Genomic DNA, 25,237 nt, shown 5'->3' with positions numbered 1-25,237 from the left:
TCAATCCTCAGCCTTGGTGGCCGGCTTGCGGGTGCCGCCGGCGAGCCGGATGCCGCCATCGACCGGCAGCAATTCGCCTGTGATGAAGTCGGCACCCTCTACCAACCAGACCACCGCTCCGGCGACATCTTCCGGTGTCGCAACCCGCCCGAGCGGCGCCGTGCTGGAAAACCGCGCCGCCAGCGCTTCATAGGCATCCGGGCCGAGCGTCTGGCGCATCCACCGCGTATCGATAACACCGGGGCAGACGGCATTGACGCGAATCTCCGGTCCGCAGGTGCGGGCAAGCGCCAGCGTAAGCGCGTTGAGCGCGCCTTTGGAGGCGGTATAGGCAAGCGAGGAGCCGCCACCGGTAAACGCAACGTTCGAAGACACGTTGACGATCGCGCCGGCTCCGTTTGCCCGCATGGCGGGGAGGGCGGCTCGGCACATATGGTAGGCGCCGACCACGTTGACGCCGAAGACCGTTTGGAAATCGTCGGCCGAAAGGGTCTCGAGATCGAAGGGATCGGATTTGACTGTCACGGCGGCATTGTTGACGAGCGCATCGAGCCGCCCCCAGCGGTCAACGGCCTTTGCGACCATCATTCGGCAGGCGGCATCATCCGACACGTCGGCCTGGACAAGTTCGACCTCCGCCCCGGCTGCCCTGCAGACAGACGCTGTTTCCTCCGCCTCGTCGCGGCTGCGGCTGTAGTTGACGACGACCCTTGCACCCTTCTCGGCAAATATCCGGGCGCAGGATGCGCCGACGCCGGTCGCCGACCCCGTGACGATGACGACGGCACCTTCAATCTTCATGGGCGAAATCCTTCATCGGGGACGGATGGAAAAGATGTGTATCCATCAGCACCAGCCTGTCGGCGATGGCGACGCCCGCGGGCAGACGCTCGATGACATCCGTTCTCGCATCGATGCCCGGCGCGACTTCCGTCAGCGTCAGCCTGCCGTCGATGACATGGAAGACGGCGCGCTCGGTCACGACAATCTGTCGCTGCCCAACAGGTGCCGCATGAGGATCGGAGCTCACTTGCGCCACCTTATCGACGATCTTGCAGCTGCGCCCGTCCGCAACGATAGAAAGCTTTCCGTCGGCAACACGAATATCGGCGCCGCCATGGGAGAAGGAGCCCATATAGACGACCGAGCCGGCGGTCTGCGCGATATTCGTAAAGCCGCCGACGCCAACGATCGTCTTGCCGAAGCGGCTGACATTGACCGCGCCCCGGATATCGACCTCGGCCATGCCGAGAAAGGCGAGATCGAGGCCGCCGCCATCATAGAAATCGAACTGAGACGCTTGCGCGATAATGGCGCTCGGATTGACGGCCGCCCCGAACGAAAGCTCCTCGGCCGGGATGCCACCGATAACACCGGATTCGATCGTGACCGTATAGTCGTCGAAGGCCTCTTCGCTGGCGATGCGGCCGATGCCGGCGGCAATGCCGATACCGAGATTGATTGTGGCGCCCTTCCGGCCGAGCAGCTCCTGAAAGGCGCGGCGCTGGATGACTTTGTCGACAGTCAAGGGCAGGGGCGGCAACTGGCTGACGGCGGAGCGTAGCCGGCCGGTATAGGCTATGTTATCGGCTTCACCGAAACTTATGCCGTGCTGGGTTGGATCGTCGCAAACGACGACATAGTCGACAAGCATGCCCGGAATGCGGACATCGGCGGCCGGCAGCGAGCCGCGCTCGGCTATGCGCTTGACCTGGACGATGACGATGCCGCCGGAGTTGCGGCCGGCCTGGGCCATGGCGAGGACATCGACCGGAAAGGCCTCGTCCTCCAGCGTGATATTGCCGTCTTCATCGGCCGTCGTGCCGCGCAAAAGTACGCAATCGAGGGGCATGGAAGGATAGAGCAACCAGTCGCGGCCGCGCAGGCTAATGCGCTCCACCAGCTCTTCGGTGGTGCTCTCATTCATGCGGCCGCCGCCATTGCGCGGGTCCATGAAGGAGCCAAGGCCGATATGGGTCACGACGCCGGGCTGGCCGGCAGCAATGGCGCGATAGAGCTGTGCGATCACGCCCTGCGGCCAGCAATAAGCATCGATCTTTTCCGCAAGCGCCAGTTCCCCGAGCCGTGGCGTGCCGCGCCATCCACCGGCAATGACGCGCTTCGCGAGGCCCTCATGCCCGAAGTGGCCCATGCCGCGCGTCTTGCGATCACCGGCGCTCGCCGCAAACAGCAGCGTGAGACCGCGGGGACCGCCTTCCGCCAGAAAGCGTTGCTCCACCGCGGCCGAGATGGCTTCAGGATGGCAGCACCCGCCAAAAGCCGAGGCGGCGACGGTCATCCCATCCTTCAAAAGCGCTGCCGCATCATTGGAAGTGATAATCTGCATAGTCAACCCAGCCGCCGTTGGCTGTATATACAGGCACAGCCAATGCGTGTTTGCAAGGCAATAATCAGTGCTGCTTAAAACGGATGCAGTTCGTGGTGTCGGGCGGCAATTCGACAGCTCCCGGCCGCATCGTTTATCCGCCGATCATCGACTTTCCGGCCCTCTGGCCAGCCTATGAATGCAATTTCATGGGACGGCGACCAAGCACCGAAAGTGCCCAAATAGTCAGAGCGGCGACAGCATGCCACCGTCGCCGCTCCCATTCGCGATCCGAGATTGTGCGGCTGCTACACTAACCGCCGATCATAAGCTTGACGACTTCCTCATGATTGGTGTCGGCAATATTGCGCTCGCCGGCGACGATGCCGCGCCGCAGGACGACGATCCGGTCGGAGACCGCGAAAATATCCTGCAGATTATGCGAGATGAAGATGACGCCGCGCCCTTGCGCCTTCAATGATTTGATCAGGGCGACGACCTTGCGCTGTTCCGGCACCCCGAGCGCTGCGGTCGGCTCGTCCATGATCAGGATGCGGGCGTTCCAGTAGACCGCACGGCCGATCGCGACAGCCTGACGCTGGCCGCCGGAAAAGTTGCTGACCGGCGCGTCGAGCCTTTTCACATGGAAATCGAGCTGCGCCATAGTGGTGCGCGCCGCCTCCGCCATGGCCTTCCGGTCGAGGACAGGCAGAAAGCCGAAGAGCTTCTTCATCGGTTCGCGGCCGAGAAAGATGTTGGCTCCGATCGTCAGATTGTCGGCAAGTGCCAGATCCTGATAGATCGTCTCTATGCCTTTCTCGCGTGCGTCCTGCGGCGAAGAGAAGGTGACAGGCTTACCCTCGATCAGGATCTCGCCCGACGTCGGCGGATAGACGCCCGAGATCGCCTTGATCATCGTCGTCTTCCCGGCACCGTTGTCGCCGGCAAGGGCGACGACTTCGCCGGGACGGACGACCATGGAGCAATTATCGAGCGCGTGGACGGCGCCGAAATAGCGCGAGAGGTTGCGGACTTCGAGAAGGGGTGTTGCGCTATTCATCCTGTTTTGCTCCGCTGAACCGGCGCTGCGCCTGATCGATGAGCACCGAAATGATGATGACGACGCCGACGGCGATGAACTGCCAGAACGGCTCGACGTTCATGAAGACGAGGCCATACTGGATGACGGCGATGACGAGCGCTCCGGCGACGGTTCCGATGATGGTGCCCGAGCCGCCGAAGAGGCTGGCTCCGCCGATGACGACGGCAGCGACGCTATCGAGCAGCAGCGGTTCGCCCGCCTGCGCGGCACCTGCGGTAAAGCGGGCCGCGTAGAGCGCGCCGCCGAGGCCGGCGCAAGCAGCGGAGAGCACATAGAGCCGCAGCAGGTGCGATTTGATATCGATGCCCGCGCGGCGCGCGGCCTGCGCATTGGCGCCGATGGCATAATTGTGTTGGCCGAAGCGCGTCTGGCTCAGCAGGTAATGCATGATGAGGACGAAGACGAGCGTGACGATGACAAGATAGGGCACGCCGTAGAAGCGGCCGTTGCCGAGCTCGGCGAAATAGGAGTTCTTGACCGGCACGGTGGTGCCGCCCGCAAGCAGGAAGGCCGTGCCGCGGGCAACGCCGAACATGCCGAGCGTACCGATGAAGGGCGGGACCTTAAGACGCGAGATCAGCAGTCCGTTGATGTAGCCGGGCACGGTCGCGGCCAGCATGGCGACGAGAACGCCAAATACCATTGCCACGGGCAGGGGCATGTAAAGGCCGGCGACATTGGTGATATGGGCCGCAACGACGGCCGCGAGCCCCATGATGAAGCCGGTCGAAAGATCGATGCCGCCTGATATGATGACGAAGGTCTGCCCGATCGCCAGAAGCAGCGGCGCCACGGCGAAGACCGCCACCGACTGCCAGTTGAAACTCGAGCCGATGAAGGTGCCGCCGAAATCGATACGGGCCCAGATCTCGAAAGTCACGATCAGCGCGGCGAGAAAGAGCCACGCGCGCAACTGCGCGATATAATTGATGACGGTTTTTGCCTGGTCGCCGTGGTCCGCCTGCGGCGCCACATGCTGGTCCGCCTTGCGGGCCTCGGTATCTTCGATACTCATGGATGAATCCAAACTCGAGCGAGGACGTACAGAAGTCGTCACGCCATTCCCTCCATTATGATCAGAGACGTGCCCCGCCCCATGGACGAGGCACAGAGTTCAACCGATTAGTCGGAGTAGATGAACTTCGCGACGTTCTTGTCGGCGACGTTCGATTTGTCGATGACCGTGAAGCCGGTGCCGATCGCTGTCGGGATCGAGTTGCCGGTCAGATGCGCATAGGCCGCCATGACGCCGAAATAGCCGATTTCAGCCGGATGTTGTGCAATCGCCAGATCGACGAGGCCGGAGTTGATGTTGTCGACGATCGTCGTCGGCGCATCGAAGGCGACCACGCGGATCTTGCCCGTCTGGCCTGCCTGCTGCACGCCGTTGGCTGCGCCAAGGGCCGAGAACAGATTGGCGCCGAAGACTCCGTCGAGATCGGAGTTGCGGGCATAGACGGCCTGGAGTTGCGAGGCCGCCTTGTTGGCGTCGTCGTCATTATACTGCGTATCCAGAACGGTGATGTTCGGATATTTCTTCATCTCGTCCTTGAAGCCCTGCTCGCGCTGGTCCGTGGTCGAGATGCCGGGTTTGACGTTGGAAACGTAGACCTTGCCCTTCTCGCCCACTGCCTTTGCCAGCGCACGCGCGGCGATCGCGCCGCCGAGCAGGTTGTCGGAAGCGATATAGGCCAGCGGAAAATCCGCGTCTCCCTTTCCGGTCTGATAGACGCCGGTGCCGATGAAGGTATCGACGGTGATGACCGGAATGCCGGCGTCAGCAGCCTTTTTCAGCGGCTGGATCAGCTGGTCCTTGTCGGTCGGCGCGATCAGGATCGCGTCGGGCTTCTTGGCGATTACGGCGTCAAGAACCGGCACCTGGGTCACCGGGTTGAAGTCGGGCGCGCCCTGGAACACGAGCGTTGCGCCAACTGCCTTGGCGGCGGCTTCGGCGCCCTTGCGCATGGTGATGTAGAAGGCATCGGTCGTCAGGCCCGGAATGAGGGCAATCGTAAACTTCTTATCCTGGGCTTTGGCACTGCCGGCGATTGCGGCAACACCGGTGGCAAGCGATGCCACGGCCGAAGCCTTTAGAAATGAGCGGCGCTCCATAACTTCCTCCTCTTGAAGCCGAACCTCCCCGTCCGGCAAAGCGATAATCAGTGGCTTACTGCGGCTCGTCAAGTAATTTTTTTCTGCAAGGAATTTCGCTTATCTGATTGATATGTTTAGGCAATTTAAAGCTATCCGCAACGTTACGATCTGCCGCGGACATTGCGTCGCGTGGCAGTCAAACATTGTTCCAACCCTGTACTGGCCGCCTCGACGGCGGCCGCATTAGCTGCCGCCGAACACCTGCGAAACCCACGCCACGACAGCGTCCATATCCAGCTCCTTCGTCTGGTCGATCGTCATCACGGCCCCACAACTCATGGGCTCGGCACGATCGGCAAGCGCAACCAGTTCCTGTACATATTCGGCGCCCGGATGGCCCGGCAAACGATCTTTCAGGCGGCTGGCATAGCGCTCGCCGGCAACAGTCCCTGGAACCTTGCACCAGAGTTCGGCTACCCGCGCGATCTTTGCATCCGCTATATAGGCCTCGAGTTGTGCTTTCGGCTGAAAGCCGAACCAGGCATCGACGATAAATGTCGAACTGGCCGGCGCATCGGCAATGAAGGACCAGATCGCCTGGTAGCTCGCTTTTCCCAAGGTGCGATTGAAGTCGCGGTCGACGGGGCCGATATGCTGCAGGAACGGATTCTTGATGCCGTCGAGGGAGAGAATCGGCCAGCCGGTGCGCTCGGACAGCGCCTTGGCAAGCCGGCTCTTTCCCGAGGCCGGCACGCCGTTGACCAGCACGACATGCTTTTCGGCCGCCCCGCCGGCGTTGCCGAAGATCGACAGGCCGGCGCCGATGACGCCTGCATCATCGGCGAGCTTGGCCGGCAATATTGCCGGGCAAAACCATGGAGCGACCGCCGGGAGGTCGGCAAGCGCACGCGCGGCGTCGCAGCCGAGACCACCACCGAGCAGGATGACTTCCGGATCCATCGTCGCTGCGATGTTGTCGAGGGCCGCGCGCAACGGTGCAGCCCACTGGCGCAAGACACGCCTGGCATCGTCGTTTCCTGCGGCGGCCAAATCGAAAACCTCGCCGACGGTGGCGGCCGACAGGCCGGCTTCGGCTATGTGACGGCGCAGTGCGGTTCCCGAACTGAACGTCTCCACACAACCGCGTCTGCCGCACGGGCAAGGCGGGCCATCCTGCGAAACGCAGATATGGCCAAGCTGTCCGGCCGCCCTGTGGCCGTGATAGATGCTGCCGGCATGGGCGACAGCGCCGCCGATGCCCGTTCCGATCGTCAGCATGGCGACGTTTCTGTAACCTTTCGCGCCGCCAATGCGCATCTCGGCGATCAGCGCCATGCTGCAATCATTCTCAACGACCACTCTCTTCCCGATAGCCGCCTCGATCCGCTCCGCAAAGTTGAGACCGGCAAGATTGAGGATGCCGCCCGACAGGATCTCGCGGTTGGCGACATCGACGCGGCCGGGGATGCCGAGACCGATGCCAGCAACGTCCGGTCGGTCGAGCTGGCGTGCCATGGCGATCACGCGTTCGAGGACTTGAAGGGGATCGGTCGGTGTCCGCTCCGACAGTTTCGTGAGGATCTCGCCGCGATCGGAGACGAGAGCGGCGCGAATATTCGTGCCGCCAATGTCCACGCCGATGGCGATATCAGGCATTGGCGCGCTGCCCCTGATTGGCGCTCTTCGAGCCAGCGCCTTTGAAGTGTGTGGCGATAAGAGCCTGAATTTCGCGAAGCCGCGGTACGGCAACCGTTTCAAGCCGATCCTTCGTCACCGTGCGGTCCAGGGAAATGCAGTCCTTCCAGAGCGAGCGGCCGGCGATGACGCCGGAGGCGCCGTTGCGCATGGCATCCTCGACCTGCGAGAGGAAAGTTGCGTGATCGACGCCCGCGGACAGGACAGCCCAAGGGACATCGCCCGCGAGGCGCGTCACCTCGGCGCAGGCTTCCGTCGAGCCCGGATAGGGGATCTTCAAGACCTTCGCGCCGCAATCCAGGCAGATCCGGCTGCCGCCGACGATCAGCGAGGGCAGCTTGGCCTTGTAATCTGCTTCGTCCTCATCTTCGAACTTGTAAGTGAGGAACTCGACGACGAGCAGCAGATCCTCGCGCGCGAAATCCTCGATGCATTGGCGCAGAATTTCGATGTTGCGGACATTCGCCTCATCGCGATCCGAGCGAAGATAGACCATGATCTTGCCGCCAGTGGCACCCAGCTGGCGCACGCGGCGGGCGGAAATGCCGGGAACCAGCTTCGACAAACGATAGCCTTCGGGCGAAGTATCCCAACCAGAGGCATCGAGGCCGATCAGGAGCGCGGTATCGCGCTGGATGATCCGATCATCGACCAGTGCAGGCACCGCGCAGATCGGGTCGACCAGAACGCAGGACGCCTTGCTTGCCAGGAAACGGGCGATATCGGCCTTGGTGTCGCCCAATACCTTGTCGGAGATGGCGGCCTGTTCCGCCGGGTCCTTGGCCAACAGGCTGCGCATGCCACCGCGCTGATCGCAGGCAATCACCATCATGGCGCCATCGCTACCGCAAATCTGCTGATAGCCGCGCATTTCCGCTGTGGTCAATCTCGTCATCTGATCCTTCCTCCGGCCGTGCGAAACGGCAATGATGCCGGTTTGACTTCTCCACTCCCAGGAGAGGCCAAACCTCTGATATTGAGGGTGCGCATGTGCCGCCGCATAAGCGTTGCGAAATCGGCTGTTTTGAGCGATAACTCCTCAAGCAGGAAATGTGTAACACATTGCAGAAAGGAATTTCAACCTGAATTCATCTCAGTCGCAGGAGGCTGCAGCAAATCGTGCTTTGCTGCATACCGTCGCCAAGCTGCATTACCAGTCCGACATGTCGCAGGTGGATATCGCCAAGAAGCTTGGCCTATCGACGGCCACGGTCTCGCGACTGCTGCAGCGGGCTCGCTCGGTCGGGATCGTCAGGATCGAGGTGATCGATCATTCGCCGTCGGAAGATCTGAGCGCCGCACTGATCGATGGTCTGAAATTGCGCACGGCCGCGGTGATCGACACGCCGTCATCCAACGTCTTGAGCGCGCTTGCTGCTCCGGTCGGCTCGCTCATGCAGCAGGCGGGGCTGCGCTCGGGCTCGACGCTCGGCATCGGCTGGGGAAGGGCGGTGCGGGAGGTGACGCTTGCCGGCCTGCCGCAATTGCCCGGAATTATTACCGTCGCCCTCAATGGCGGCATGCAGCAGGCAGCGGCACACTTCCAGATCAATGAATTCGTGCGTCAGGCGGCCGCCCAGATGGGCGGCATGCCGCATTTCCTGCATGCCCCCTATGTCTCCTCCACCGAACTCAGGGACGCTTTCCTCGCCGATCCCACGGTGCAGCAGGTGACGTCGCTCTGGGACAGGCTGGATGCGGCGATCGTCGGCGTCGGTTTGACGCACGCGTCGAACCCATCCGAGGCGACGGCAGCGCTGCCGGGAGAAAGGGCGCTGAGCCATGCCGCAGGCGACGTATTGCGCCACTATGTCACCGAAGCCGGCGAGATCCTGCATTGGGACGGCGAGGAACGGATGATCGCGGCCTCGCCGGAACAATTGCGAAAGGTGCCTCTGTGCATTGCCGTTGCCGCCACTCCGGGCAAGGCACCCGGCATTATCGGAGCGGCGCGATCCGGGATGATCAACGCGCTGGTCACCGATGCCAATACCGCGCAGGCGATCCTTGACCGACTGTCGTCCAATCAGAAAACCGAGGATCAGCCGTGACTCTTTTTTCCGGCCGCTCCTTCGGCGCCTTCCTGTTCGATATGGATGGAACCATCCTGAACTCCATTGCGGTTGCCGAGCGGGTCTGGACAGCGTGGGCGGAGCGGCGAGGCGTCGATGCAGAAAGCCTGTTGGCCACCGTTCACGGCAGAAAGGCGATTGAAACGATCAACCGGCTCGGCCTGTCGGGGATTGATCCGGCCGAGGAGGTCAGGTTTCTGACCCAGGCTGAGATCGACGATGTGGTCGGCGTTGAGCCGATTACGGGTGCACTCGATTTCCTGGAAAGCCTGCCTCGGGATCGCTGGGCGATCGTTACCTCCGCTCCACGGGAACTGGCCAGGGTCCGCCTCCAGGCAGCCGGCCTTCCCTGGCCGCCGGTGCTGATCGCCGGCGAGGACGTGCAGAACGGCAAACCGGCGCCCGATTGCTTTCTGCTGGCTGCGAAGACATTGGCGCAACCCATTGAGGAATGTCTCGTTTTCGAGGACGCTCCCGCCGGCGTCGAAGCAGCCGAAACGGCCGGCGCTTCCGTACTCGTGATCAGCGCGACCCACCGCGCGCCGCTCATCACGCGGCATCCAAGCATCGAAAACTATGACCATCTGGCGCTGGAGATTGCCTCGTCTGGGCCTCTTCTCATCTCGAGAAAGCTTGCATGAGCCGTTCAACGCTGCGCTATTGCCGGGTCGCGCCGTCGATCGCACCGGCATAGATGTCGAGCACACGGACGACGTTGGCGAGCACGAGAGCCCGCGCCTCCGGCATGACCGATCCATCGGCAATCATGGGCTCCAGATGGCCGAGATATTGGCTTATCAAGGGGCGCGGGATGATGCGCCCTTCGAGGGCCGACATCAGCTCGTCCACAGCCCCCTGTGCGGCAGGCATAGCCCAGTAATAACGAATGCGGTCGCTGAAAGAGTAGTGCCGCTGGATAAACTGCTCGCGCGCATCGCCCGGATAGTATTTTTGCCAGTGTTCGGGCGAGGATAACATGATCTGTTCCATCGCTGCCGGCAGCGTTTGGCCAATCGCGCGCGGAGCAAGCACCTTGGCGATCGAGTTCAAGCCATATAGCGCTTCGCGAAGGGCGAAGGTCAGCCAGGGGCCGACTTTGAGGATCGCAAAGCCGTCGCTGACAAGATCGCGAAGCGCCTCGGCGCTCTGGTAGTCGGTCGAATGCGCCTCGAACACGAATTGCGGCATGTCGCTCAAGGTGGCGGCCAGGCTGGCGGCTGGCCGGCGGTGATAGCCAATCACCTCGGCATTGCCGAATTCAACACCGGGCTGGACGACAACGCCGATCGCCCGCGCAAAGGCCTCGTCGAGACCCAATTGAGCAAAGGCTTGGCGATGCAGCTCCACCGTCGCGAGCGCATCGTCCGGCGTGGTTATGTGCATATGGTCCAGCGCCTCGACCGCGCCGCCGGGAACAGGGACTTCCGTGCCGACGATGTAGCTTGGAGCCTGCGTTCCGGATTGACGGACCCGGGCTTCCGATACCTCGGCCAATTGTGCGGCCCTGGCCGCGATCGTCGCATCGGGCAGCGCCTGCGGATCGTCGGCGCAGGCCATGCTGGTATCGAGATGGAGCTTGGTAAAGCCGGCAGCGGCAAAGGCGTCGATCATTGTCTTCGCCTTCGACATCGCCTGATCGGCGCGCAGATGTTTCCATGGATTGGGACCGAGATGATCGCCGCCCAGAATGAGCCTGTCCGGAGCGAACCCGACCTTTGCGGCAATCGCCTCGACGAAGGTCCGGAAATCGGCAGGCGTCATGCCGGTGTAGCCGCCATCCTGATTGACCTGATTGCAGGTCGCCTCGATGAGCACATCGGCATTTCTGGCTTTGCCATGCGTCAACGCTGCCTCGATGACAAGCGGGTGTGCAGAGCAGACGGAGGTGATACCGGTTGGCAATCCCTCGGCGCGGCGTTGCGGCATTCTTGCCAGCCGTTGCGTCGCATTCATGGCGAAGGCCTCCCGATTGCGTCATCAAGGAATGCCTGCACCTCGGCGAGCGTTGCGATTCCTTCCATCGGCCCCTTGCGCGTGACGGCCAGCGCCCCACACGCGCAGGCTATGCGCAAAGCGTCTTCGGGATGAGCGCCACGGAGCCAGAACGAGACGAATCCCGCGCCAAAACAATCACCTGCACCAGTTGGATCAACCTCTGTGACAGGAAAGCCCTGGGCCGTGACCTGACGATGCCGGTCGTAATAGACGGCACCCGCAGAGCCTTTTTTGACGATCACCGCCGAAATGCCGCGCGCCAGCATTTCGGTTACCGCCGAAGCCTCGTCGGCGGCATCGGTGAAGATGAACAGTTCCTCGCCGCTCGGCAGGAAAATATCGGTCAACATCAGAACCTTGGTCAGCGCCTCGCGCATGCCGGGCAGCTCGATCATCTCCTTGCGGATGTTTGGATCGAAGGAGACCGTGCCGCCCTTGCGCTTGACCATTTCGATACCTGCGAGAATGACTGACGTCGCCCTCTCGGAAAATAACGAGGAGCCCATGACGTGGAAATGATCGGCACCGGCCAGAAGTGCCACGGCCCCTTCGTCGATCTCGATCGATCCGGCCGCGCTGTTCTTGATGTTGAAGACGAAGTGGCGGCTGCCGTCGGCCCGATAGGAAACGAAAGCCGTGCCCGTCGCTTGTTCCTTGTGGACGGCAATGGCGGAGACATCCGCGCCCCAGTCCCGCAATCGATCGATATTGAGATGGCCGAAATCGTCATCGCCCACCGCGCTGATCAGGCCAGCCGGCTGGCCAAGGCGCGCAGCCTGGGCGATAAAGATCGCCGGCGCACCAGAAGGAAAGGGACCGTGCAGCAGCCCGGGCTCGGCAAGGCTTTGATCGACCCGATCCGCCATGATTTCGACGACGATCTCTCCGGCACTGACGAGCTTTTTCATGCAGGCTGAACTCACTTCGAGGTGGTTTCAATTTTGGCGGCGCGAAGGCTTTGAACCGACCAAGTTTCTAAGACTTGAACTTTTGTGCGTCAATTAATAAATTTGCGCACGTAATATTTTTGCGTGACGTAAGTTCCGGAAAACTTTACCGAAATTTGTGTCGTCGATTGCGCTTGCTTTCGGGTGGACGCATAACGGGAAAAGCGAGCGGTTCGGCTCAGGCAGGATGGTTGGCATTCGATGGAAAAAATGACGCATAAGACAATGGAGGATTTCGCAAAGTCCTGCGGCGTCTCCCGTCCCACGCTTTCCAAATATTTCGACGATCCGACCAGTGTGAAGCCGGTAACGCGTGCTCTGATCGAAGCTGCTCTCCGTTCGTCCAACTATCAGCCGAACATCTATGCACGAAATCTCAACCGGAAGAGAACCCGCAATATCGGCATTCTCGTTCCGGCGTTGACCGATCCATTCTATGCGGAGATGGTCAATCGTCTCGAGTTGAGGCTGCGCGACGAAGGCTATTGGCCGATCGTGTTTTCCTCGCATGGTCTGCCGGAACTGGAGAGGGAAGCCGTCAACACGATGCTCTCCTTGAAGGTCGCAGGTGCCGTGGCCGCGCCGCTCGGACAGACGTCCCATCCGCGGGCGTTCGAGAGGCTGGCGCAAAATGTGCCGATCGTCTATTTCGACACCTACATCGAGGGGAATACGCCTTTCATCGGCAATGACAACAGGCAGAGCGTCGCGACGATCGTCGAATATCTCTGCCGGTCCGGCGAAGCGCCGGCCTATCTTGATATTCCTCATGTCAATCACAACTCGCCGGAGAGACTGGCGAGCTACATCGCCACGATGGAGGCCTCCGGCCATGAGCCGTTGGTGATCAAGACGACGGCCTCCTACACCTGGGAGTTCGAGCATGTCGGTTACCAGCAGATGGACGACATCCTGAACGCGAACACCCTGCCGCGCCGGACCATTCTGTGCGCCAACGATCGTCTCGCCTTCGGCGTCATGGCCGCCGCTTTCGCGCATGGGCTGAAAGTCGGACGTAAGAAGGGCGATGATCTGCGGATAGCCGCGCATGACGACCATCCGCTGAGCCGCTATACCTGCCCGCCGCTGACGACGATGGCACAGGATTTCGCCGCCATGACGGCAAACAGCGTCGATTCGCTGCTGGCGCTTCTCGGCGATACGGATGCGCCGGCTCAGGCGGTCGCGCCCATGGTCCGCCTGAACGGCACGCTGGTCATGAGGCAATCGGCCTGACGCGGCCTCAAGGCATCGTTTGATCGGAAACCTCTTCGAAGCCGCGCCATGCCGCAACCGCTTCCTCGACCGCCTGGCGCGCGACGGGAATGTACTTGCCCATCGAGACGAAGCCGTGGATCTGCCCGGGCCATTGGCGAAGTACCACGGGGACACCGTCTTCTCGCAGACGCTCGGCATAGGCGAGGCCCTCGTCGGCAAGGATGTCGTACTCCGCAAGGAGGACGAAGGCGGGGGCGACGTCCGCCAGACTTTCCGCGCGCAGCGGCGAAACTCGCCAATCGAGGATATCCGCACTGCTGCGGACATAGTGATCGCGAAACCATCGCATCGTTGATGATGTCAGGCCAAAACCTTCGCCATGGCGACGATAGCTGTCCGCCGTCTGTGCGGCATCGGTATTGGGATAGATCAGTAGCTGCGCCACAAGCGTCGGCACTTCGCCAGAGCGCGCCATCAGCGCCAGAACCGCCGCAAGATTGCCGCCGGCGCTATCTCCGGCGACCGCTATGCGCAGGGGATCGATGCCGAGTTCGGCCGCATTCCGAGCCATGTAGGTCAATGTCGCCGCGCAGTCCGCCAAGCCGACCGGAAACCTGTGTTCGGGCGCCAGACGGTAGTCCGGGCAGATGACGACGCACCGCGCGATATTGGCGAACCATCGGCAAATCTCATCATGCGAATCGAGATTGCCAAGCATCCAGCCGCCGCCGTGGAGATAGAGCAGGGCGGCGGCATCCCGCGATGGCGTATCGATGCCACGATAGAGGCGCAGATTGATCCGGCCGTTCGGACCGTCGATCTGCCTGTCCTCTAACGAGGTTACGGTCTCCTTGGCGCCTTGAACCGAGAGGAAGCCGGCATTGTAATCGAGGCGGGCTTGTTCGGGCGTACCATCTTCGAATACGCGAGGCTTCGATCTCTTGCCAAGATCGAGAAGCTGTCGGGCGTTTTCATCGGGCTGTTTAGTCATATCAGCGTCCCCCGGCTGGCGTCAGGCGAGAAGACTGCGCGCTTCGTCCTCGCCGAGCAATGGCGGCTGCGTAAGATCGCCCGCAATCCTGACGGATTGTCCACTTTCTCCTGAAGCCAGAATGGCCTCCATGATTTCGAGTACATGCAGCGCAAGATCGCCGGATGCCCGTGGCGGCCGGTTCTCCTCAAGCGAGCGCGCGAGGTCGGCAACGCCAAGCATGCGGTAATTTGCCCGATCCGGCGCCGCATATGGCCAATTCCTCTTCCCATAGAGTTCGCCGTCGCTGTCGAAATCACGCCAATCGGCGCCCCGCTCGGACAGGGATACCGTTCCGCCGAACGTGTCGGGGTCTGGCAGGCGCAGCGACCCCTCGGTGCCATGCAGTTCGATCGGATGATTGGAGTGGCGGAAGACGTCCCACGAGGCGCCGAAATTGACCGTGGCGCCGGATGCGAATTCCAGCAGCGAGAGAACATTGGTCGGTGTGCCGACCTTGAAGCTCGTGTTCTTGAACGGGCCATCGGCGGTGATGAGGCGTTCTTCCTGGCCCTTCGTCGCCATCGCCATGACGCGCACGACCGGCCCGAGCAGGTTCGCCATCATAGTCAGATAATAGGGGCCCATGTCGAAGACAGGACCGCCGCCCGGCTGGTAGTAGAAGTGCGGATTGGGGTGCCAGTCCTCCATGCCGCGCCCCATCATGAAGGCCGTACCGCTGACCGGACGACCGATCGCGCCTTCCTCCATCAAGCGCCGTGCCCGACGGCCCGCCGCGCCGAGGAATGTGTCGGGGGCCGAGCCCAGCCGCAAGCCGCGGCGCCTGGCTTCCTTCACAAGGAGGCGGCCATCGGCCGCCGATGTCGCGAGCGGCTTCTCGGTGAAGACATGCTTGCCGGCAGACAGGGCCGACATGGTCACGTCGAAATGCACGGCGGGAACCGTGAGGTTCAGGACCAGATCGACCTCTGGATCGGCGAGCAGCTGGTCGACGCTCAAGGCGCGAATGCGATATTCACGAGCGCGCAGTGCGGCCGCATCGGCCGATATATCGGCGCAGGCGCGCAATTCGACGCCGGCAAACAGCGCCGCATTGCGCAGATAAGTCATGGAGATATTACCGCAGCCAATGACTCCGACACCGAGCTTTCCCTTTGAATTGCCTGTCATATTTTCAATCCTCCCTGATGCACTTCATTCGTTCGCGGCGCGTCGACGCACCCGAACGACGATTCCAGATGTGATTTAAAGCATCTTATTTCTTGACGCGCGACAATTTTTTATGAAACATGTGCGAATACTGGCGCGGAGATACGGAGGTCGCCAGTCTTCCTGGGAGGGAAACATGACAGGTTTCAAGAAGACGCCGGCTGACTCCAAGATGATCAGCCAATCGATAATGCTCGACCGCCGCCAGCTGCTGCTCGGTGCGGCGGGCGCGGCGACACTTAGCGTTGCGTCCGGCTTCGGCATACGCCCGGCGCGCGCGGCCGACCGGACGGAAATCAGCTTCGCCAGCGCGAGCTTCTTCGGCAAGGAAGGGCTTGGCGATCTCGTCAAGGCTTTCAACGAGTCGCAAAGCCGGGTGACCGTCAAGTTCATCGAGCTGCCGCCGCCAAGCTCGTCGACAGAAGTCTATCAGGGGCTCGTCCAGCAGCTGGCACGCCGCAATGGGACGCCTGATGTCTTCAGCCAGGATGTCATCTGGATCGCAGGCTTTGCGGCCGCGGGCTGGGCCTTGCCGCTCGACGAATATTTCCCGAAGGACAAGCGCGCCGAATATTTCCCCGGTACGGTCGCCGCCTGCACCTATGGCGGCAAACTCACCGCGCTGCCGTGGTTCGTCGATTCCGGCATGTTCTACTATCGCAAGGATCTCGTGGAGAAGCACGGCGGTAAGGTGCCGGAAACCTGGGCCGACATGGCAACGATCGCGGCTGAGGCACAGAAGGCCGGCGACGCCAAGTTCGGCTATCTCTGGCAGGGCAAACAGGCGGAAGTCCTGATCTGCGACGCCGTCGAAATCATTGCGTCCAACGGAGGTTCCATCCTTTCCGCCGACGGTAAATCCTCGGTCATCGGCGATGATGCTGCCGTCGAAGCGATCCAGTTCCTCTATGACACCATCAACAAGACGAAGATCAGCCCTCAGAACGTCCTGTCCTGGGATGAGGAGCCTTCTCGCCAGCCGTTTACGTCGGGCGAGGCGATGTTCATGCGCAACTGGTCCTATGTCTATCCGATCGCGCAGGATCCAAAGGCCTCGCATGTCGTCGACAAGGTTGCCGTCGCTCCGCTGCCGCATTTTGCCGGCGGCAAGAGTGCTGCGTGCCTCGGCGGCTACCAGCTGGGCATCAATGCCAATTCCAAGAAGCGGGAAGCGGCGATCGAATTCTTGACCTGGATGTCGTCGCCGGAAACCCAAACCCGGCTGGCCCTTAATTTCGGTCTTGCACCCTCGCGCCCGGCGATATTCCAGGATGCAAAGCTGAAGGCCGAGCAGCCGTTCATGGCGAGCCTCCAGAGTGTCTTCACCGGCGCCACACCGCGGCCGATCACGCCGCAATATGCCAAGGTGACGCTGGCATTGCAGTCCAGCATCTCGAAGGCGCTGGTCAGCGGCAACGTCAAGGCGGAACTGCAGGCGGCGGCTACCCAGATCAACAAGATCGTTGGCTGAAATGGCCGTAACGATGACGGTTCCCGCGTCCGAGCGAACCCCAGGCAAATCGAGGGCGCTGCCAAGCGCCCTCTGGCCCTGGCTGCTGCTGTTACCGGCTTTCATCTCGCTCGCATCGGTATCCTTCTATCCGATCTTCAACGGCCTCTATCTGTCCTTCACCAATCGCTCGCTGATCACTCAAGACAATGATTTCATCGGCATCGCCAACTATGTGCAATTGCTGGCCGATCCGCCTTTCTGGAATGCCTGGTGGCACACCATCTGGTTCACCGTGATCTCGACCGGGCTGGAGACGTTCATCGGCCTTGCGATGGCGCTGATCCTTTGCGAGACCTTCGCCGGCCGCGGCATGATCCGCGCCGCCATGCTCGTGCCCTGGGCCATGCCGACCGTCGTGACATCGAAGATGTTCGGCTGGCTCTTCGATGGTCAGCACGGCATCATCAATTTCATCCTGCTGCATGCGGGGCTGATCGACCAGAACGTCAACTGGTACGGCTCGCCCGATACGGCCCTGACGACGATCATCCTTGCCGACGTCTGGAAAACCACGCCGTTCATGGCGCTTCTGCTGCTGACAGGGCTGCAAACCGTTCCGAAATCCCTGGTCGAGGCCGCCCGCATGGACGGCGCGCGAGCCTGGACGATCTTCTGGCATATCCGGCTGCCGCTCTTGATGCCGACGCTGCTGATTGCCGGCCTCTTTCGCGCGCTCGATGCGTTCCGTGTCTTCGATCTGGTCTATGTGCTGACGGGCGGAGGCCCGGCCGATTCCACCGAGACGCTTTCGACGCTGTCCTACAAGGTGCTCTTTTCGACGCTTCAGTTCGGCTACGGCTCGGCCGTCTCGACCGCCATGTTCATCACGGAGGGGCTGATCGCCGTTGTCTTCTGCATCTTCCTCGTGCGGCAGATAAGGAAGACGACATGAACGAAAGCCGCTCCGTCTTTCAAAGCCTCGTCATCTACTTCGGCGCACTGCTCATTCTCATCTGGTCCGCCGGCCCGTTCCTCTGGCAGTTCTCGACATCGTTCCAGCTCGACAAGGCGCTGACCGAGGGAACGCCCTCGCTCATTCCGAACCCGTTCACGCTGGAGCATTACTATAACGCCTTCATCGAAAAAGGCCTGCATCACTATGTGCTGAACTCGCTCATCGTCGCGTTGTCGACCACGGCTCTCTGCCTGATCGTCGGCTCGCTCGCCGCCTTTTCGCTGTCGCGCCTCGAGGTGAAAGGGCGCTTCGGCATCCTCACGGTCATCCTTTCGGTGTCGATGTTTCCGCAGATCGCACTCGTCGGGCCGCTCTATCTCATTGCGTCGGATCTCGGGTTGCTCGATACCTATACGGCGTTGATCATCACCTATCTCGCACTCGGACTGCCGTTGGTGACCTGGGTCCTGTTCGGCTATTTCGAGACATTGCCGCGCGAGATCGACGAGGCGGCCCGCATGGACGGCGTCGGTCCGGTCGGCCTGCTCTGGCATATCATCCTGCCGATGTCGCTGCCGAGCCTGGTCACGACAGGCCTACTTGCTTTCATCACCGCCTGGAACGAGTTCCTGTTCGCGCTGGCCTTCACCTCGGATAGCGACAGCCAGACGATCCCGGTCGGCATCGCCAATTTCACCAACCAATATTACGTGCCCTGGGGAGACATCGCCGCCGCATCGGCTGTCGTCACCGTGCCGCTCATTGTCTTGGTGCTCTTCTTCCAACGACACATCATCGAAGGCCTGACCCAAGGCGGAATCAAGGAATAGCGGGAATGAGCAAGGACATAAAAGTCGGCTGCCAGACATTTACGTGGGAAATGCTCGGCGATGCCTGGCAAGGAACGGCCGACGATCTGTTGTCGGCCATATCCGCCGGCGGTTATCTCGGCATCGAAATCACCGATACGATGATCGGCCGCTACGCGGCAGACCCGCATGCTTTCGCGAGCGCGCTGAAAAGTCACGGCTTGACGCTCGTTTCCTTCGCCTTCGGCTCGAAGAGCGGCTTCACGGTCGCCGATGCGACTAAGGACGATCTTGCGACGGCGCGGCGTTGGATCGACTACGCCGCCCATTTTCCGGGCGCACTCGTCTCCATCGGCTCGGCCACCGTCGTCTCAGACGGCCCACGCGATGACAAGTTCGCCATCGCCGGCGACTTCTACAATCGCGCCGGAGAACTGGGCAAAGCCAGCGGCGTCGATGTCGCCGTGCATCCGAGTTCGCATCACAATACTCTGCTGTTCGACCGCGCCGATTATGACCGCATCTTCGCCTTGCTCGACCCGAGCCTGGTCGGCTGGGTGCCGGATACCGGCCATATCCTGCGCGGACATGCTGACATGCTCGATACGATGCGCGCCTACCAGGATCGCATCCGCTACCTGCACCTCAAGGACGTCGACGCCAATGACCGATGGGCGATGCTCGGCAAGGGTATTCTCGACACGCCTGCCGTGATCGATCTCGTCTCCACAGCGCCGCGCTTCAATGGCTGGCTGGTGTTGGAGGAAGAATCCGAAACCGCAGCCGCCGACCCTGCCGCCGCGGTCAGAGCCAACCGCGAAACCATGCGCGGCTACGGCGCATAAGGAAGAGAACCATGATCGAAAAGGAAAATCGCCGTCTTCGCGTCGGAGTGCTCGGCTGCGGGCCGATCGCCCAGTTCGCGCATCTGGAATCCTGCGTGAAGGCCAGGAATGCCGATCTCTATGCGATCTGCGATGCGGCGCCCGATCTCCTGGCACGCATGGGCGCGACCTACGAGCCGCAGAAGATATACGACAACTATGATGAAATGCTCGCCGATCCCGATCTCGAGGCCGTGATCGTCGCGACATCCGACGCCTATCACGTGCCGATGTCCATCAAGGCGCTGGAAGCCGGAAAGCATGTGCTCTGCGAGAAACCCATTGGCGTGTCGATCGAGGAGGGACTGCAGCTCGCCGAGGCCGTGCGCCGCTCCGGCAGGATTCTGCAGGTCGGGCACATGAAGCGCTTCGATCCGGCGCTGGAGGCGGCGCGCGATTTCGTCCGCGACGATATTGGCCAGATCTTTGCGATGAAGGCTTGGTATTGCGATTCCACCCACCGCTATACCAATACGGATGCGGTGCAGCCCTTGCCTGTCACCAGCAAGCTTGCGCGCAAGCCGGCCGGTAATCCGAAGGCCGACCTGCGGCAATATTTCATGCTGGCGCATGGCTCGCATCTGGTCGACACCGCGCGTTTCTTCTGCGGCGATATCGTTGCAGTGCGCGCTCGGCTTCTAGAGCGAGCCGGTGCTTACTGCTGGTTCGTGGAAACCGAATTCGCCAGTGGCGCGCTCGGCCATCTGGATCTGACCGTTGCCGTGCGCATGGATTGGCATGAGGGCTTCCAGCTCTATGGTGAAAACGGCTCGATCCTCGCCAAGACCTTCAATCCTTGGTACTTCCGCTCGAGCGAGGTCGAGATTTTCCATGAGAAGGATGCGACCACTAGGAAGCCGCTCGGTGCCGACGGCCATTTCTTCCGCCGGCAGCTCGAAGGCCTCGCTGATACGGCGTTGAATGGTGCGCCGATGCGCGGGGCCGACGTCGAGGACGGCCTGGCTTCGATCCGCGCGATGGTGGCGATCGCCCGATCGGTGGAACGGGGCGAGCGCGTCGAACTTGCATCGGTCACGGGAGCGGTCTGATGCAGATTGGGATATTCGCCAAGACCTTTCCGGGGACCGAGCCGCTCGGTGTTCTCTCGGCGGTGCGCGACAGCGGCTACGCATGTGTGCAGTTCAATCTCGCCTGCTGCGGACTGCCCTCGATGCCCGATGCCGTCGCTGAGACGACGCTTGCGGAAATCCGGACGGCAGTGCGCGCCACCGGGGTCTCGCTTGCAGCTCTCTCCGGCACCTACAACATGGCCCATCCGGACATATCCGCGCGTCGAACGGGCATGGCCCAACTCGCCGTCGTCATCGAGACGGCGGCGGCACTCTCCATTCCGCTCGTGACGCTTTGCACCGGTACGCGCGACCCGAACGACCAATGGGCCCATCATCCCGACAACGGCGATCCCGCCGCCTGGGCCGACATGGCGGCTGAAATGTCGAAAGCTCTGGAACTGGCGGAGCGGCATGGTGTGGATCTCGGCATCGAGCCGGAGCAAGCCAATATTGTCACGTCGGCTAAGGACGCCAGGCGGCTGATCGAGGAAATGGGATCGCGACGGCTGCGCATCGTGCTCGATCCCGCCAATCTGTTCGAGCAGGCGACGCCGGAGCAGGCGCGGGTGATCGTCGAGAAGGCGGTCGAAACCGCGGCGGGCCATATAGCTCTCGCGCATGCCAAGGATCGTCATGCCGATGGTCGCTTCGCAACCGCGGGGCAGGGCGTCGTCGATTTTCCTGATTTCATTGCACGGCTGCGGGCCGTGGGCTTCGACGGCCCACTCGTCACGCATGGCCTCTCGGCGCCCGAGGCCCGCGGCGTTGCAGCGTTCCTTAAGGGGCTGATCTGATGGGAAAGACGTCATTCATGCGTGCCGATGCAAGCCTTGCCGTCTATCGCGAAGGGCAGGGGCTTCCGGTCGTCTTTCAGCACGGTCTTGGCGCTGACGAGGCACAGGTAGCACAGAATGTTCCAACCTCCGCGGATATCCATCGACTGACGCTGGAGTGCCGCGGGCATGGCGCCTCGTCGCTTGGCAGCGCGCGACCTTTTTCGATCCATATGTTCGCCGAGGACGTGTTGGCAGCGGCCACCGAATACGGCTTTGACCGTTTCGTTGTCGGCGGCATTTCGATGGGAGCGGCCATTGCGCTGCATCTTGCCCATCATCACCCCGACCGTGTCGCGGGACTCGTTCTCGTACGTCCCGCCTGGATATTCGAGGCATCACCGGACAATCTCGAGCCTGGTCGCGCCGTTGCGGCCCTGATCCGTTCACATCCGGTTGCGGAAGCCAGGGAACGCTTTATCGCCTCGGAAATCGGGCGTCGGATCGCGTCCGAGGCGCCCGACAATTTCTCTTCGCTGCTCGGCTATTTCGAGCGGCCGGACGCCTTCGATTTCGCATCCGTCCTTGGCGACATCGCCGCCGATGGGCCTGGCGTATCGAAGGCCGACACGGCAGCCATCAAAGTTCCGACGCTGGTCATCGGAAACGACCAGGATGCGATCCATCCGCTCTTCTGCGCCCTCACGCTCGCTGAAACCATTCCCGGCGCACGCTATATCGAAGTCACTGCCAAGACCGCCGACAAGGCGCGGCATTTCGCCGAAATCCAAGGCGCCATCACCGATTTCCTTGCATCCAGTTCAATCCGGAGCCTTTTTCGATCATGACATCCAAACCTCTTTCCGGCCCGGCTGCCATCGCCGCACTGCCCCGTAACCGATTGCTCGGCGAGTTCTCGCTCTGGTCGGCGGATCTTGCCAATATGGAAACCGATCTGAAGCGGATCGAGCCCTTTGTCGACCTGCACCATATCGATGTCGCCGACGCCCGCTTTACCCCGGGATTCCTGTTCTTTCCGGATTTCGTCGCCCGCATCGCCAAAGCGACCGCCAAGCCCATCCATGTGCATCTGATGGTCGAAGGTGAAATCGTCGAGGAACAGACGCGCCAATTCATCGAGGCGGGAGCCGATCTGATCAGCGTCCACGCCGAGAATGGCGAGGCGGGGTTGCGTGCTGTAGGGCTCGCAAGAAAGCTTGGCGCCGAAGCAGGGGTGGTGCTGCGGCTGGAAACGCCGGTTTCGGCGATCAAGCCGTTCATCGATCATGTTGCCTTCGTGACGCTGCTTGGCACGTCCATCGGCGTTAAGGGGCAGAGCCTTTCCGATAGGGCATGCGACCGGCTCTTGGAAGCGCGTGACTTGCTCAAGCAATCCAGTCGTGAGGACCAGATCATCCTTGCGGCCGATGGCGGCATCCGCGAGCAGACTGTGCCGCTCCTGCGCAAGGCCGGCGCGCAGACGGTTGTTCTCGGCTCGCTCGCCTTCGGCGACAAGGATCTAGCCGGCCGCATCGCCTGGCTCCATGGCTTGGAAAGCGGGGTTGCGTGAACAAGGTTGCCCTTGCCTTTGATCTCGGCGGAACGGAGCTTCGCGCCGCACTCGTCGACGAGGCAGGAAGCCTTCTGGCCTTCTCGGCCATGCCGACGGCGGCCGCCGATGGACCTGCGGCGGTGACGCGGCAGATGGAACAGCTCGCAGCCGAGGTGCTGGCGCAAACGCCCGACCTTTCTCCCATCGGCATAGGTGTCGGCGCACCGGGACCGCTCGACCCCGAGGCCGGTATCGTCATCGGGCCGCCAACGCTTATCGGCTGGCATGAGGTGCCGCTGGCGACCATTCTCTCCGATCGCTTCGAACTGCCGGTCCGGCTGGAGAACGACGCGAATGCGGCAGCCCTCGGCGAATGGCACTACGGAGCGGGTCGCGGCGCGGATTCGATGGTTTTCGTGACGGTCTCCACGGGTATCGGCGGCGGCGTGATCGCCAACGGCCGGACTTTGCACGGCCGGCGCGGCCTGGCGGCCGAGATCGGGCATATGACCATCACGAACGAAGGGGAGCGGTGCTTTTGTGGCGCGATCGGTTGTTTCGAGGCCGTTGCCTCGGGAACGGCTTTGGGGCGTCATGCAACGGCACGGACCCGGAAATTCGACGGCTCGCTGATGCGTGCGATTGCCAGCGATGGCGACGTCAGCGGGCGGCATGTCGTTGAGGCTGCGCGAAAGGGCGATGTGCTGGCGATGGAATTGCTGGATGCGGAAGCGCGCTGGCTCGGCATCGGCTTTACCAATCTGCTGCATCTCTATTCGCCAGACATATTGGTAATGGGTGGCGGTATCTCGCATGGCTTCGATCTTCTGCAGGAAGTTGTGGTGGCGACCGTTCGCGAACGCGCCATGCCGGCTTATCGCGGGGTCCCCATTGTTGCCGCCCAGCTCGGGCGTCACGCCGGGCTGATCGGCGCGGCCAGCCTCATCCTCGGGCAGGAGACAGACATTGGCGCCAGTCCATCCATCGAAAGAAAGGAGGCCAGCAATGGCTAATCTCAAGCTGCGTGACGCCCGCAAGACCTATGGCGCGCTCGAAGTCATCAAGGGCATCGACCTGGATGTGGACGACCGTGAATTCGTGGTCTTTGTCGGCCCGTCCGGCTGCGGCAAGTCCACGCTCTTGCGTATGATCGCCGGTCTGGAGAAGATCACCGGCGGTGATTTGATGATCGATGGCACTCGCGCCAACGACGTGGACCCGTCGCAACGCGGCCTGGCGATGGTCTTCCAGTCCTATGCGCTCTATCCGCACATGACGGTCGCCGAGAACATGGGTTTTGCGCTGAAGATCGCAGGCGTTTCCCCGGCCGACCGTGATCGCAAGGTCAGGGAAGCTGCCGAGGTTCTTGAGCTCGCGCATCTGCTCGACCGTCGGCCGAAGGACCTGTCGGGCGGTCAGCGGCAACGTGTGGCCATCGGCCGGGCGATCGTACGCAATCCGAAGATCTTCCTCTTCGACGAACCCTTGTCCAATCTCGATGCCGCTTTGCGCGTCAACATGCGGCTGGAGCTGATGCGGCTGCATGAGCGGCTGGCGGCAACGATGATCTACGTTACCCACGATCAGATCGAGGCGATGACCATGGCCGACAAGATCGTGGTCCTGAACTCCGGTCGCATCGAGCAGGTCGGTTCGCCGCTTGAGCTTTACAACCGACCGGCAAATATCTTCGTGGCCGGCTTCATCGGCTCGCCGAAGATGAACCTTCTTCCGGCTGTGGTCGAATCGACCGGACCTCAAGGCATATCCGTCGCGCTGCCGGGCGGACACAGGATCACTGTGCCGGCCTTCGGCGGAACGGTAGGAGCCAACCTGACACTTGGCATCCGCCCTGAACATATCCGCATCGACCCGAATGGACGCTTCCCCGGCCAAGCAATGCTGGCGGAGCGGCTGGGCGGCCTCACGATCCTGCATGTGGATATCGGATCGAACCAGTCGCTTGTCGTGCAGACGGAAGGTACGGATACGACTCCGCTGCACACAGCTCTGTCTCTCGACATGGAACCTGCCGCTTGCCACCTCTTCGATACCGATGGCAGGCCGCTCGCCAGATTGAACTGACCTG

General features: G+C 61.9%; 24 protein-coding genes. 13 read left to right on the top strand and 11 right to left on the bottom strand.

Features of this window, described 5'->3' with window-relative positions:
• From GA0061101_RS33535 to GA0061101_RS33500, 7 genes are all read right to left on the bottom strand, one after another.
• Positions 1 to 801 carry an SDR family NAD(P)-dependent oxidoreductase gene (locus tag GA0061101_RS33535; RefSeq protein WP_037200209.1) on the bottom strand — a complete coding sequence of 267 codons (801 nt, stop codon included), beginning with the start codon at positions 799 to 801 and terminating at the stop codon, positions 1 to 3.
• Complete coding sequence (locus GA0061101_RS33530) at positions 791 to 2,347, bottom strand: acyl CoA:acetate/3-ketoacid CoA transferase (RefSeq protein ID WP_037200211.1); 1,557 nt, start codon at positions 2,345 to 2,347, stop codon at positions 791 to 793. Before GA0061101_RS33530 ends, GA0061101_RS33535 begins: the two co-directional genes overlap by 11 nt.
• 292 nt (positions 2,348 to 2,639) lie before the next feature.
• The gene (locus GA0061101_RS33520) at positions 2,640 to 3,386 is read right to left on the bottom strand and encodes an ATP-binding cassette domain-containing protein (RefSeq protein WP_037200215.1); all 747 of its coding nucleotides are present in this window, start codon (positions 3,384 to 3,386) and stop codon (positions 2,640 to 2,642) included.
• A complete protein-coding gene (locus GA0061101_RS33515) occupies positions 3,379 to 4,443 on the bottom strand; it encodes an ABC transporter permease subunit (RefSeq protein ID WP_037200216.1) in 1,065 nt (354 codons plus the stop codon). The genes GA0061101_RS33520 and GA0061101_RS33515 overlap by 8 nt, the downstream gene beginning before the upstream one ends.
• Before the next feature lie 107 nt (positions 4,444 to 4,550).
• Positions 4,551 to 5,540, bottom strand: coding sequence for a substrate-binding domain-containing protein (locus GA0061101_RS33510; protein WP_037200218.1), 990 nt, complete (start codon positions 5,538 to 5,540; stop codon positions 4,551 to 4,553).
• A 225-nt stretch (positions 5,541 to 5,765) separates the two neighbouring features.
• Positions 5,766 to 7,178 carry an ROK family protein gene (locus GA0061101_RS33505; protein WP_037200219.1) on the bottom strand — a complete coding sequence of 471 codons (1,413 nt, stop codon included), beginning with the start codon at positions 7,176 to 7,178 and terminating at the stop codon, positions 5,766 to 5,768.
• Entirely contained in the window at positions 7,171 to 8,112 is a 942-nt protein-coding gene (locus GA0061101_RS33500; protein ID WP_037200221.1) for a tagatose-bisphosphate aldolase, read from the bottom strand. The genes GA0061101_RS33505 and GA0061101_RS33500 overlap by 8 nt, the downstream gene beginning before the upstream one ends.
• Before the next feature lie 229 nt (positions 8,113 to 8,341).
• On the opposite strand from GA0061101_RS33500, the gene GA0061101_RS33495 reads away from it, so the two are divergent.
• Positions 8,342 to 9,268: a sugar-binding transcriptional regulator gene (locus tag GA0061101_RS33495; protein ID WP_037200222.1), complete on the top strand. Its 927-nt coding sequence runs from the start codon at positions 8,342 to 8,344 to the stop codon at positions 9,266 to 9,268.
• Entirely contained in the window at positions 9,265 to 9,930 is a 666-nt protein-coding gene (locus tag GA0061101_RS33490; RefSeq protein WP_037200223.1) for an HAD-IA family hydrolase, read from the top strand. The genes GA0061101_RS33495 and GA0061101_RS33490 overlap by 4 nt, the downstream gene beginning before the upstream one ends.
• A 16-nt stretch (positions 9,931 to 9,946) precedes the next feature.
• Here GA0061101_RS33490 and GA0061101_RS33485 read toward each other — a convergent pair whose 3' ends face one another.
• Complete coding sequence (locus GA0061101_RS33485; RefSeq protein WP_037200224.1) at positions 9,947 to 11,242, bottom strand: D-tagatose-bisphosphate aldolase, class II, non-catalytic subunit; 1,296 nt, start codon at positions 11,240 to 11,242, stop codon at positions 9,947 to 9,949.
• On the bottom strand, positions 11,239 to 12,192 hold the full coding sequence (locus GA0061101_RS33480; protein ID WP_037200225.1) for a sugar kinase: 954 nt from the start codon (positions 12,190 to 12,192) through the stop codon (positions 11,239 to 11,241). Before GA0061101_RS33480 ends, GA0061101_RS33485 begins: the two co-directional genes overlap by 4 nt.
• A 240-nt stretch (positions 12,193 to 12,432) precedes the next feature.
• Between GA0061101_RS33480 and GA0061101_RS33475 the strand changes: the two genes are divergently transcribed.
• Positions 12,433 to 13,467: a LacI family DNA-binding transcriptional regulator gene (locus GA0061101_RS33475; RefSeq protein WP_037200226.1), complete on the top strand. Its 1,035-nt coding sequence runs from the start codon at positions 12,433 to 12,435 to the stop codon at positions 13,465 to 13,467.
• Between the two features lie 7 nt (positions 13,468 to 13,474).
• On the opposite strand, the gene GA0061101_RS33470 is transcribed toward GA0061101_RS33475, so the two are convergent.
• Positions 13,475 to 14,440: an alpha/beta hydrolase gene (locus GA0061101_RS33470; protein ID WP_037200227.1), complete on the bottom strand. Its 966-nt coding sequence runs from the start codon at positions 14,438 to 14,440 to the stop codon at positions 13,475 to 13,477.
• A 21-nt stretch (positions 14,441 to 14,461) separates the two neighbouring features.
• Complete coding sequence (locus GA0061101_RS33465) at positions 14,462 to 15,610, bottom strand: Gfo/Idh/MocA family protein (RefSeq protein WP_092576710.1); 1,149 nt, start codon at positions 15,608 to 15,610, stop codon at positions 14,462 to 14,464.
• A 175-nt stretch (positions 15,611 to 15,785) separates the two neighbouring features.
• On the opposite strand from GA0061101_RS33465, the gene GA0061101_RS33460 reads away from it, so the two are divergent.
• The 10 genes from GA0061101_RS33460 to GA0061101_RS33415 are packed head-to-tail and all read left to right on the top strand — an operon-like array spanning position 15,786 to position 25,233.
• Positions 15,786 to 17,120 (top strand): ABC transporter substrate-binding protein, encoded by a 1,335-nt coding sequence (locus tag GA0061101_RS33460; RefSeq protein WP_037200229.1) that lies wholly within the window; start codon positions 15,786 to 15,788, stop codon positions 17,118 to 17,120.
• Between the two features lies 1 nt (position 17,121).
• The gene (locus GA0061101_RS33455; RefSeq protein ID WP_037200231.1) at positions 17,122 to 18,054 is read left to right on the top strand and encodes a carbohydrate ABC transporter permease; all 933 of its coding nucleotides are present in this window, start codon (positions 17,122 to 17,124) and stop codon (positions 18,052 to 18,054) included.
• Positions 18,051 to 18,887 (top strand): carbohydrate ABC transporter permease, encoded by an 837-nt coding sequence (locus tag GA0061101_RS33450; protein WP_037200232.1) that lies wholly within the window; start codon positions 18,051 to 18,053, stop codon positions 18,885 to 18,887. Before GA0061101_RS33455 ends, GA0061101_RS33450 begins: the two co-directional genes overlap by 4 nt.
• A gap of 5 nt (positions 18,888 to 18,892) precedes the next feature.
• Positions 18,893 to 19,711, top strand: coding sequence for a sugar phosphate isomerase/epimerase family protein (locus GA0061101_RS33445; protein ID WP_037200233.1), 819 nt, complete (start codon positions 18,893 to 18,895; stop codon positions 19,709 to 19,711).
• A gap of 11 nt (positions 19,712 to 19,722) precedes the next feature.
• Positions 19,723 to 20,799 (top strand): Gfo/Idh/MocA family protein, encoded by a 1,077-nt coding sequence (locus tag GA0061101_RS33440; RefSeq protein WP_037200234.1) that lies wholly within the window; start codon positions 19,723 to 19,725, stop codon positions 20,797 to 20,799.
• Positions 20,799 to 21,617 (top strand): sugar phosphate isomerase/epimerase family protein, encoded by an 819-nt coding sequence (locus GA0061101_RS33435; protein WP_037200236.1) that lies wholly within the window; start codon positions 20,799 to 20,801, stop codon positions 21,615 to 21,617. The genes GA0061101_RS33440 and GA0061101_RS33435 overlap by 1 nt, the downstream gene beginning before the upstream one ends.
• Positions 21,617 to 22,444: an alpha/beta fold hydrolase gene (locus tag GA0061101_RS33430; RefSeq protein ID WP_037200238.1), complete on the top strand. Its 828-nt coding sequence runs from the start codon at positions 21,617 to 21,619 to the stop codon at positions 22,442 to 22,444. The genes GA0061101_RS33435 and GA0061101_RS33430 overlap by 1 nt, the downstream gene beginning before the upstream one ends.
• The gene (locus tag GA0061101_RS33425; protein ID WP_037200240.1) at positions 22,441 to 23,166 is read left to right on the top strand and encodes a ribulose-phosphate 3-epimerase; all 726 of its coding nucleotides are present in this window, start codon (positions 22,441 to 22,443) and stop codon (positions 23,164 to 23,166) included. Before GA0061101_RS33430 ends, GA0061101_RS33425 begins: the two co-directional genes overlap by 4 nt.
• Positions 23,163 to 24,161: an ROK family protein gene (locus GA0061101_RS33420; protein ID WP_037200241.1), complete on the top strand. Its 999-nt coding sequence runs from the start codon at positions 23,163 to 23,165 to the stop codon at positions 24,159 to 24,161. Before GA0061101_RS33425 ends, GA0061101_RS33420 begins: the two co-directional genes overlap by 4 nt.
• The gene (locus tag GA0061101_RS33415; protein ID WP_037200243.1) at positions 24,154 to 25,233 is read left to right on the top strand and encodes an ABC transporter ATP-binding protein; all 1,080 of its coding nucleotides are present in this window, start codon (positions 24,154 to 24,156) and stop codon (positions 25,231 to 25,233) included. The genes GA0061101_RS33420 and GA0061101_RS33415 overlap by 8 nt, the downstream gene beginning before the upstream one ends.
• The last annotated feature ends 4 nt before the right edge of the window (positions 25,234 to 25,237 follow it).

It is taken from the genome of Martinezella lusitana (assembly GCF_900094565.1).
In the GTDB taxonomy this organism is placed as follows: domain Bacteria; phylum Pseudomonadota; class Alphaproteobacteria; order Rhizobiales; family Rhizobiaceae; genus Rhizobium; species Rhizobium lusitanum.
The sequence above is the reverse complement of the archived record's forward strand: the minus strand, read 5'-3'. Positions and strand labels throughout refer to the sequence as shown.

What these genes read in the sequence shown, in the direction of transcription:
- GA0061101_RS33535 (WP_037200209.1), bottom strand. Translation starts at nt 801, where the DNA reads ATGAAGATTGAAGGTGCCGTCGTCATCGTCACGGGGTCGGCGACCGGC.
- GA0061101_RS33530 (WP_037200211.1), bottom strand. Translation starts at nt 2,347, where the DNA reads ATGCAGATTATCACTTCCAATGATGCGGCAGCGCTTTTGAAGGATGGG.
- GA0061101_RS33520 (WP_037200215.1), bottom strand. Translation starts at nt 3,386, where the DNA reads ATGAATAGCGCAACACCCCTTCTCGAAGTCCGCAACCTCTCGCGCTAT.
- GA0061101_RS33515 (WP_037200216.1), bottom strand. Translation starts at nt 4,443, where the DNA reads ATGAGTATCGAAGATACCGAGGCCCGCAAGGCGGACCAGCATGTGGCG.
- GA0061101_RS33510 (WP_037200218.1), bottom strand. Translation starts at nt 5,540, where the DNA reads ATGGAGCGCCGCTCATTTCTAAAGGCTTCGGCCGTGGCATCGCTTGCC.
- GA0061101_RS33505 (WP_037200219.1), bottom strand. Translation starts at nt 7,178, where the DNA reads ATGCCTGATATCGCCATCGGCGTGGACATTGGCGGCACGAATATTCGC.
- GA0061101_RS33500 (WP_037200221.1), bottom strand. Translation starts at nt 8,112, where the DNA reads ATGACGAGATTGACCACAGCGGAAATGCGCGGCTATCAGCAGATTTGC.
- GA0061101_RS33485 (WP_037200224.1), bottom strand. Translation starts at nt 11,242, where the DNA reads ATGAATGCGACGCAACGGCTGGCAAGAATGCCGCAACGCCGCGCCGAG.
- GA0061101_RS33480 (WP_037200225.1), bottom strand. Translation starts at nt 12,192, where the DNA reads ATGAAAAAGCTCGTCAGTGCCGGAGAGATCGTCGTCGAAATCATGGCG.
- GA0061101_RS33475 (WP_037200226.1), top strand. Translation starts at nt 12,433, where the DNA reads ATGGAAAAAATGACGCATAAGACAATGGAGGATTTCGCAAAGTCCTGC.
- GA0061101_RS33470 (WP_037200227.1), bottom strand. Translation starts at nt 14,440, where the DNA reads ATGACTAAACAGCCCGATGAAAACGCCCGACAGCTTCTCGATCTTGGC.
- GA0061101_RS33465 (WP_092576710.1), bottom strand. Translation starts at nt 15,610, where the DNA reads ATGACAGGCAATTCAAAGGGAAAGCTCGGTGTCGGAGTCATTGGCTGC.
- GA0061101_RS33460 (WP_037200229.1), top strand. Translation starts at nt 15,786, where the DNA reads ATGACAGGTTTCAAGAAGACGCCGGCTGACTCCAAGATGATCAGCCAA.
- GA0061101_RS33455 (WP_037200231.1), top strand. Translation starts at nt 17,122, where the DNA reads ATGGCCGTAACGATGACGGTTCCCGCGTCCGAGCGAACCCCAGGCAAA.
- GA0061101_RS33450 (WP_037200232.1), top strand. Translation starts at nt 18,051, where the DNA reads ATGAACGAAAGCCGCTCCGTCTTTCAAAGCCTCGTCATCTACTTCGGC.
- GA0061101_RS33445 (WP_037200233.1), top strand. Translation starts at nt 18,893, where the DNA reads ATGAGCAAGGACATAAAAGTCGGCTGCCAGACATTTACGTGGGAAATG.
- GA0061101_RS33440 (WP_037200234.1), top strand. Translation starts at nt 19,723, where the DNA reads ATGATCGAAAAGGAAAATCGCCGTCTTCGCGTCGGAGTGCTCGGCTGC.
- GA0061101_RS33435 (WP_037200236.1), top strand. Translation starts at nt 20,799, where the DNA reads ATGCAGATTGGGATATTCGCCAAGACCTTTCCGGGGACCGAGCCGCTC.
- GA0061101_RS33430 (WP_037200238.1), top strand. Translation starts at nt 21,617, where the DNA reads ATGGGAAAGACGTCATTCATGCGTGCCGATGCAAGCCTTGCCGTCTAT.
- GA0061101_RS33425 (WP_037200240.1), top strand. Translation starts at nt 22,441, where the DNA reads ATGACATCCAAACCTCTTTCCGGCCCGGCTGCCATCGCCGCACTGCCC.
- GA0061101_RS33415 (WP_037200243.1), top strand. Translation starts at nt 24,154, where the DNA reads ATGGCTAATCTCAAGCTGCGTGACGCCCGCAAGACCTATGGCGCGCTC.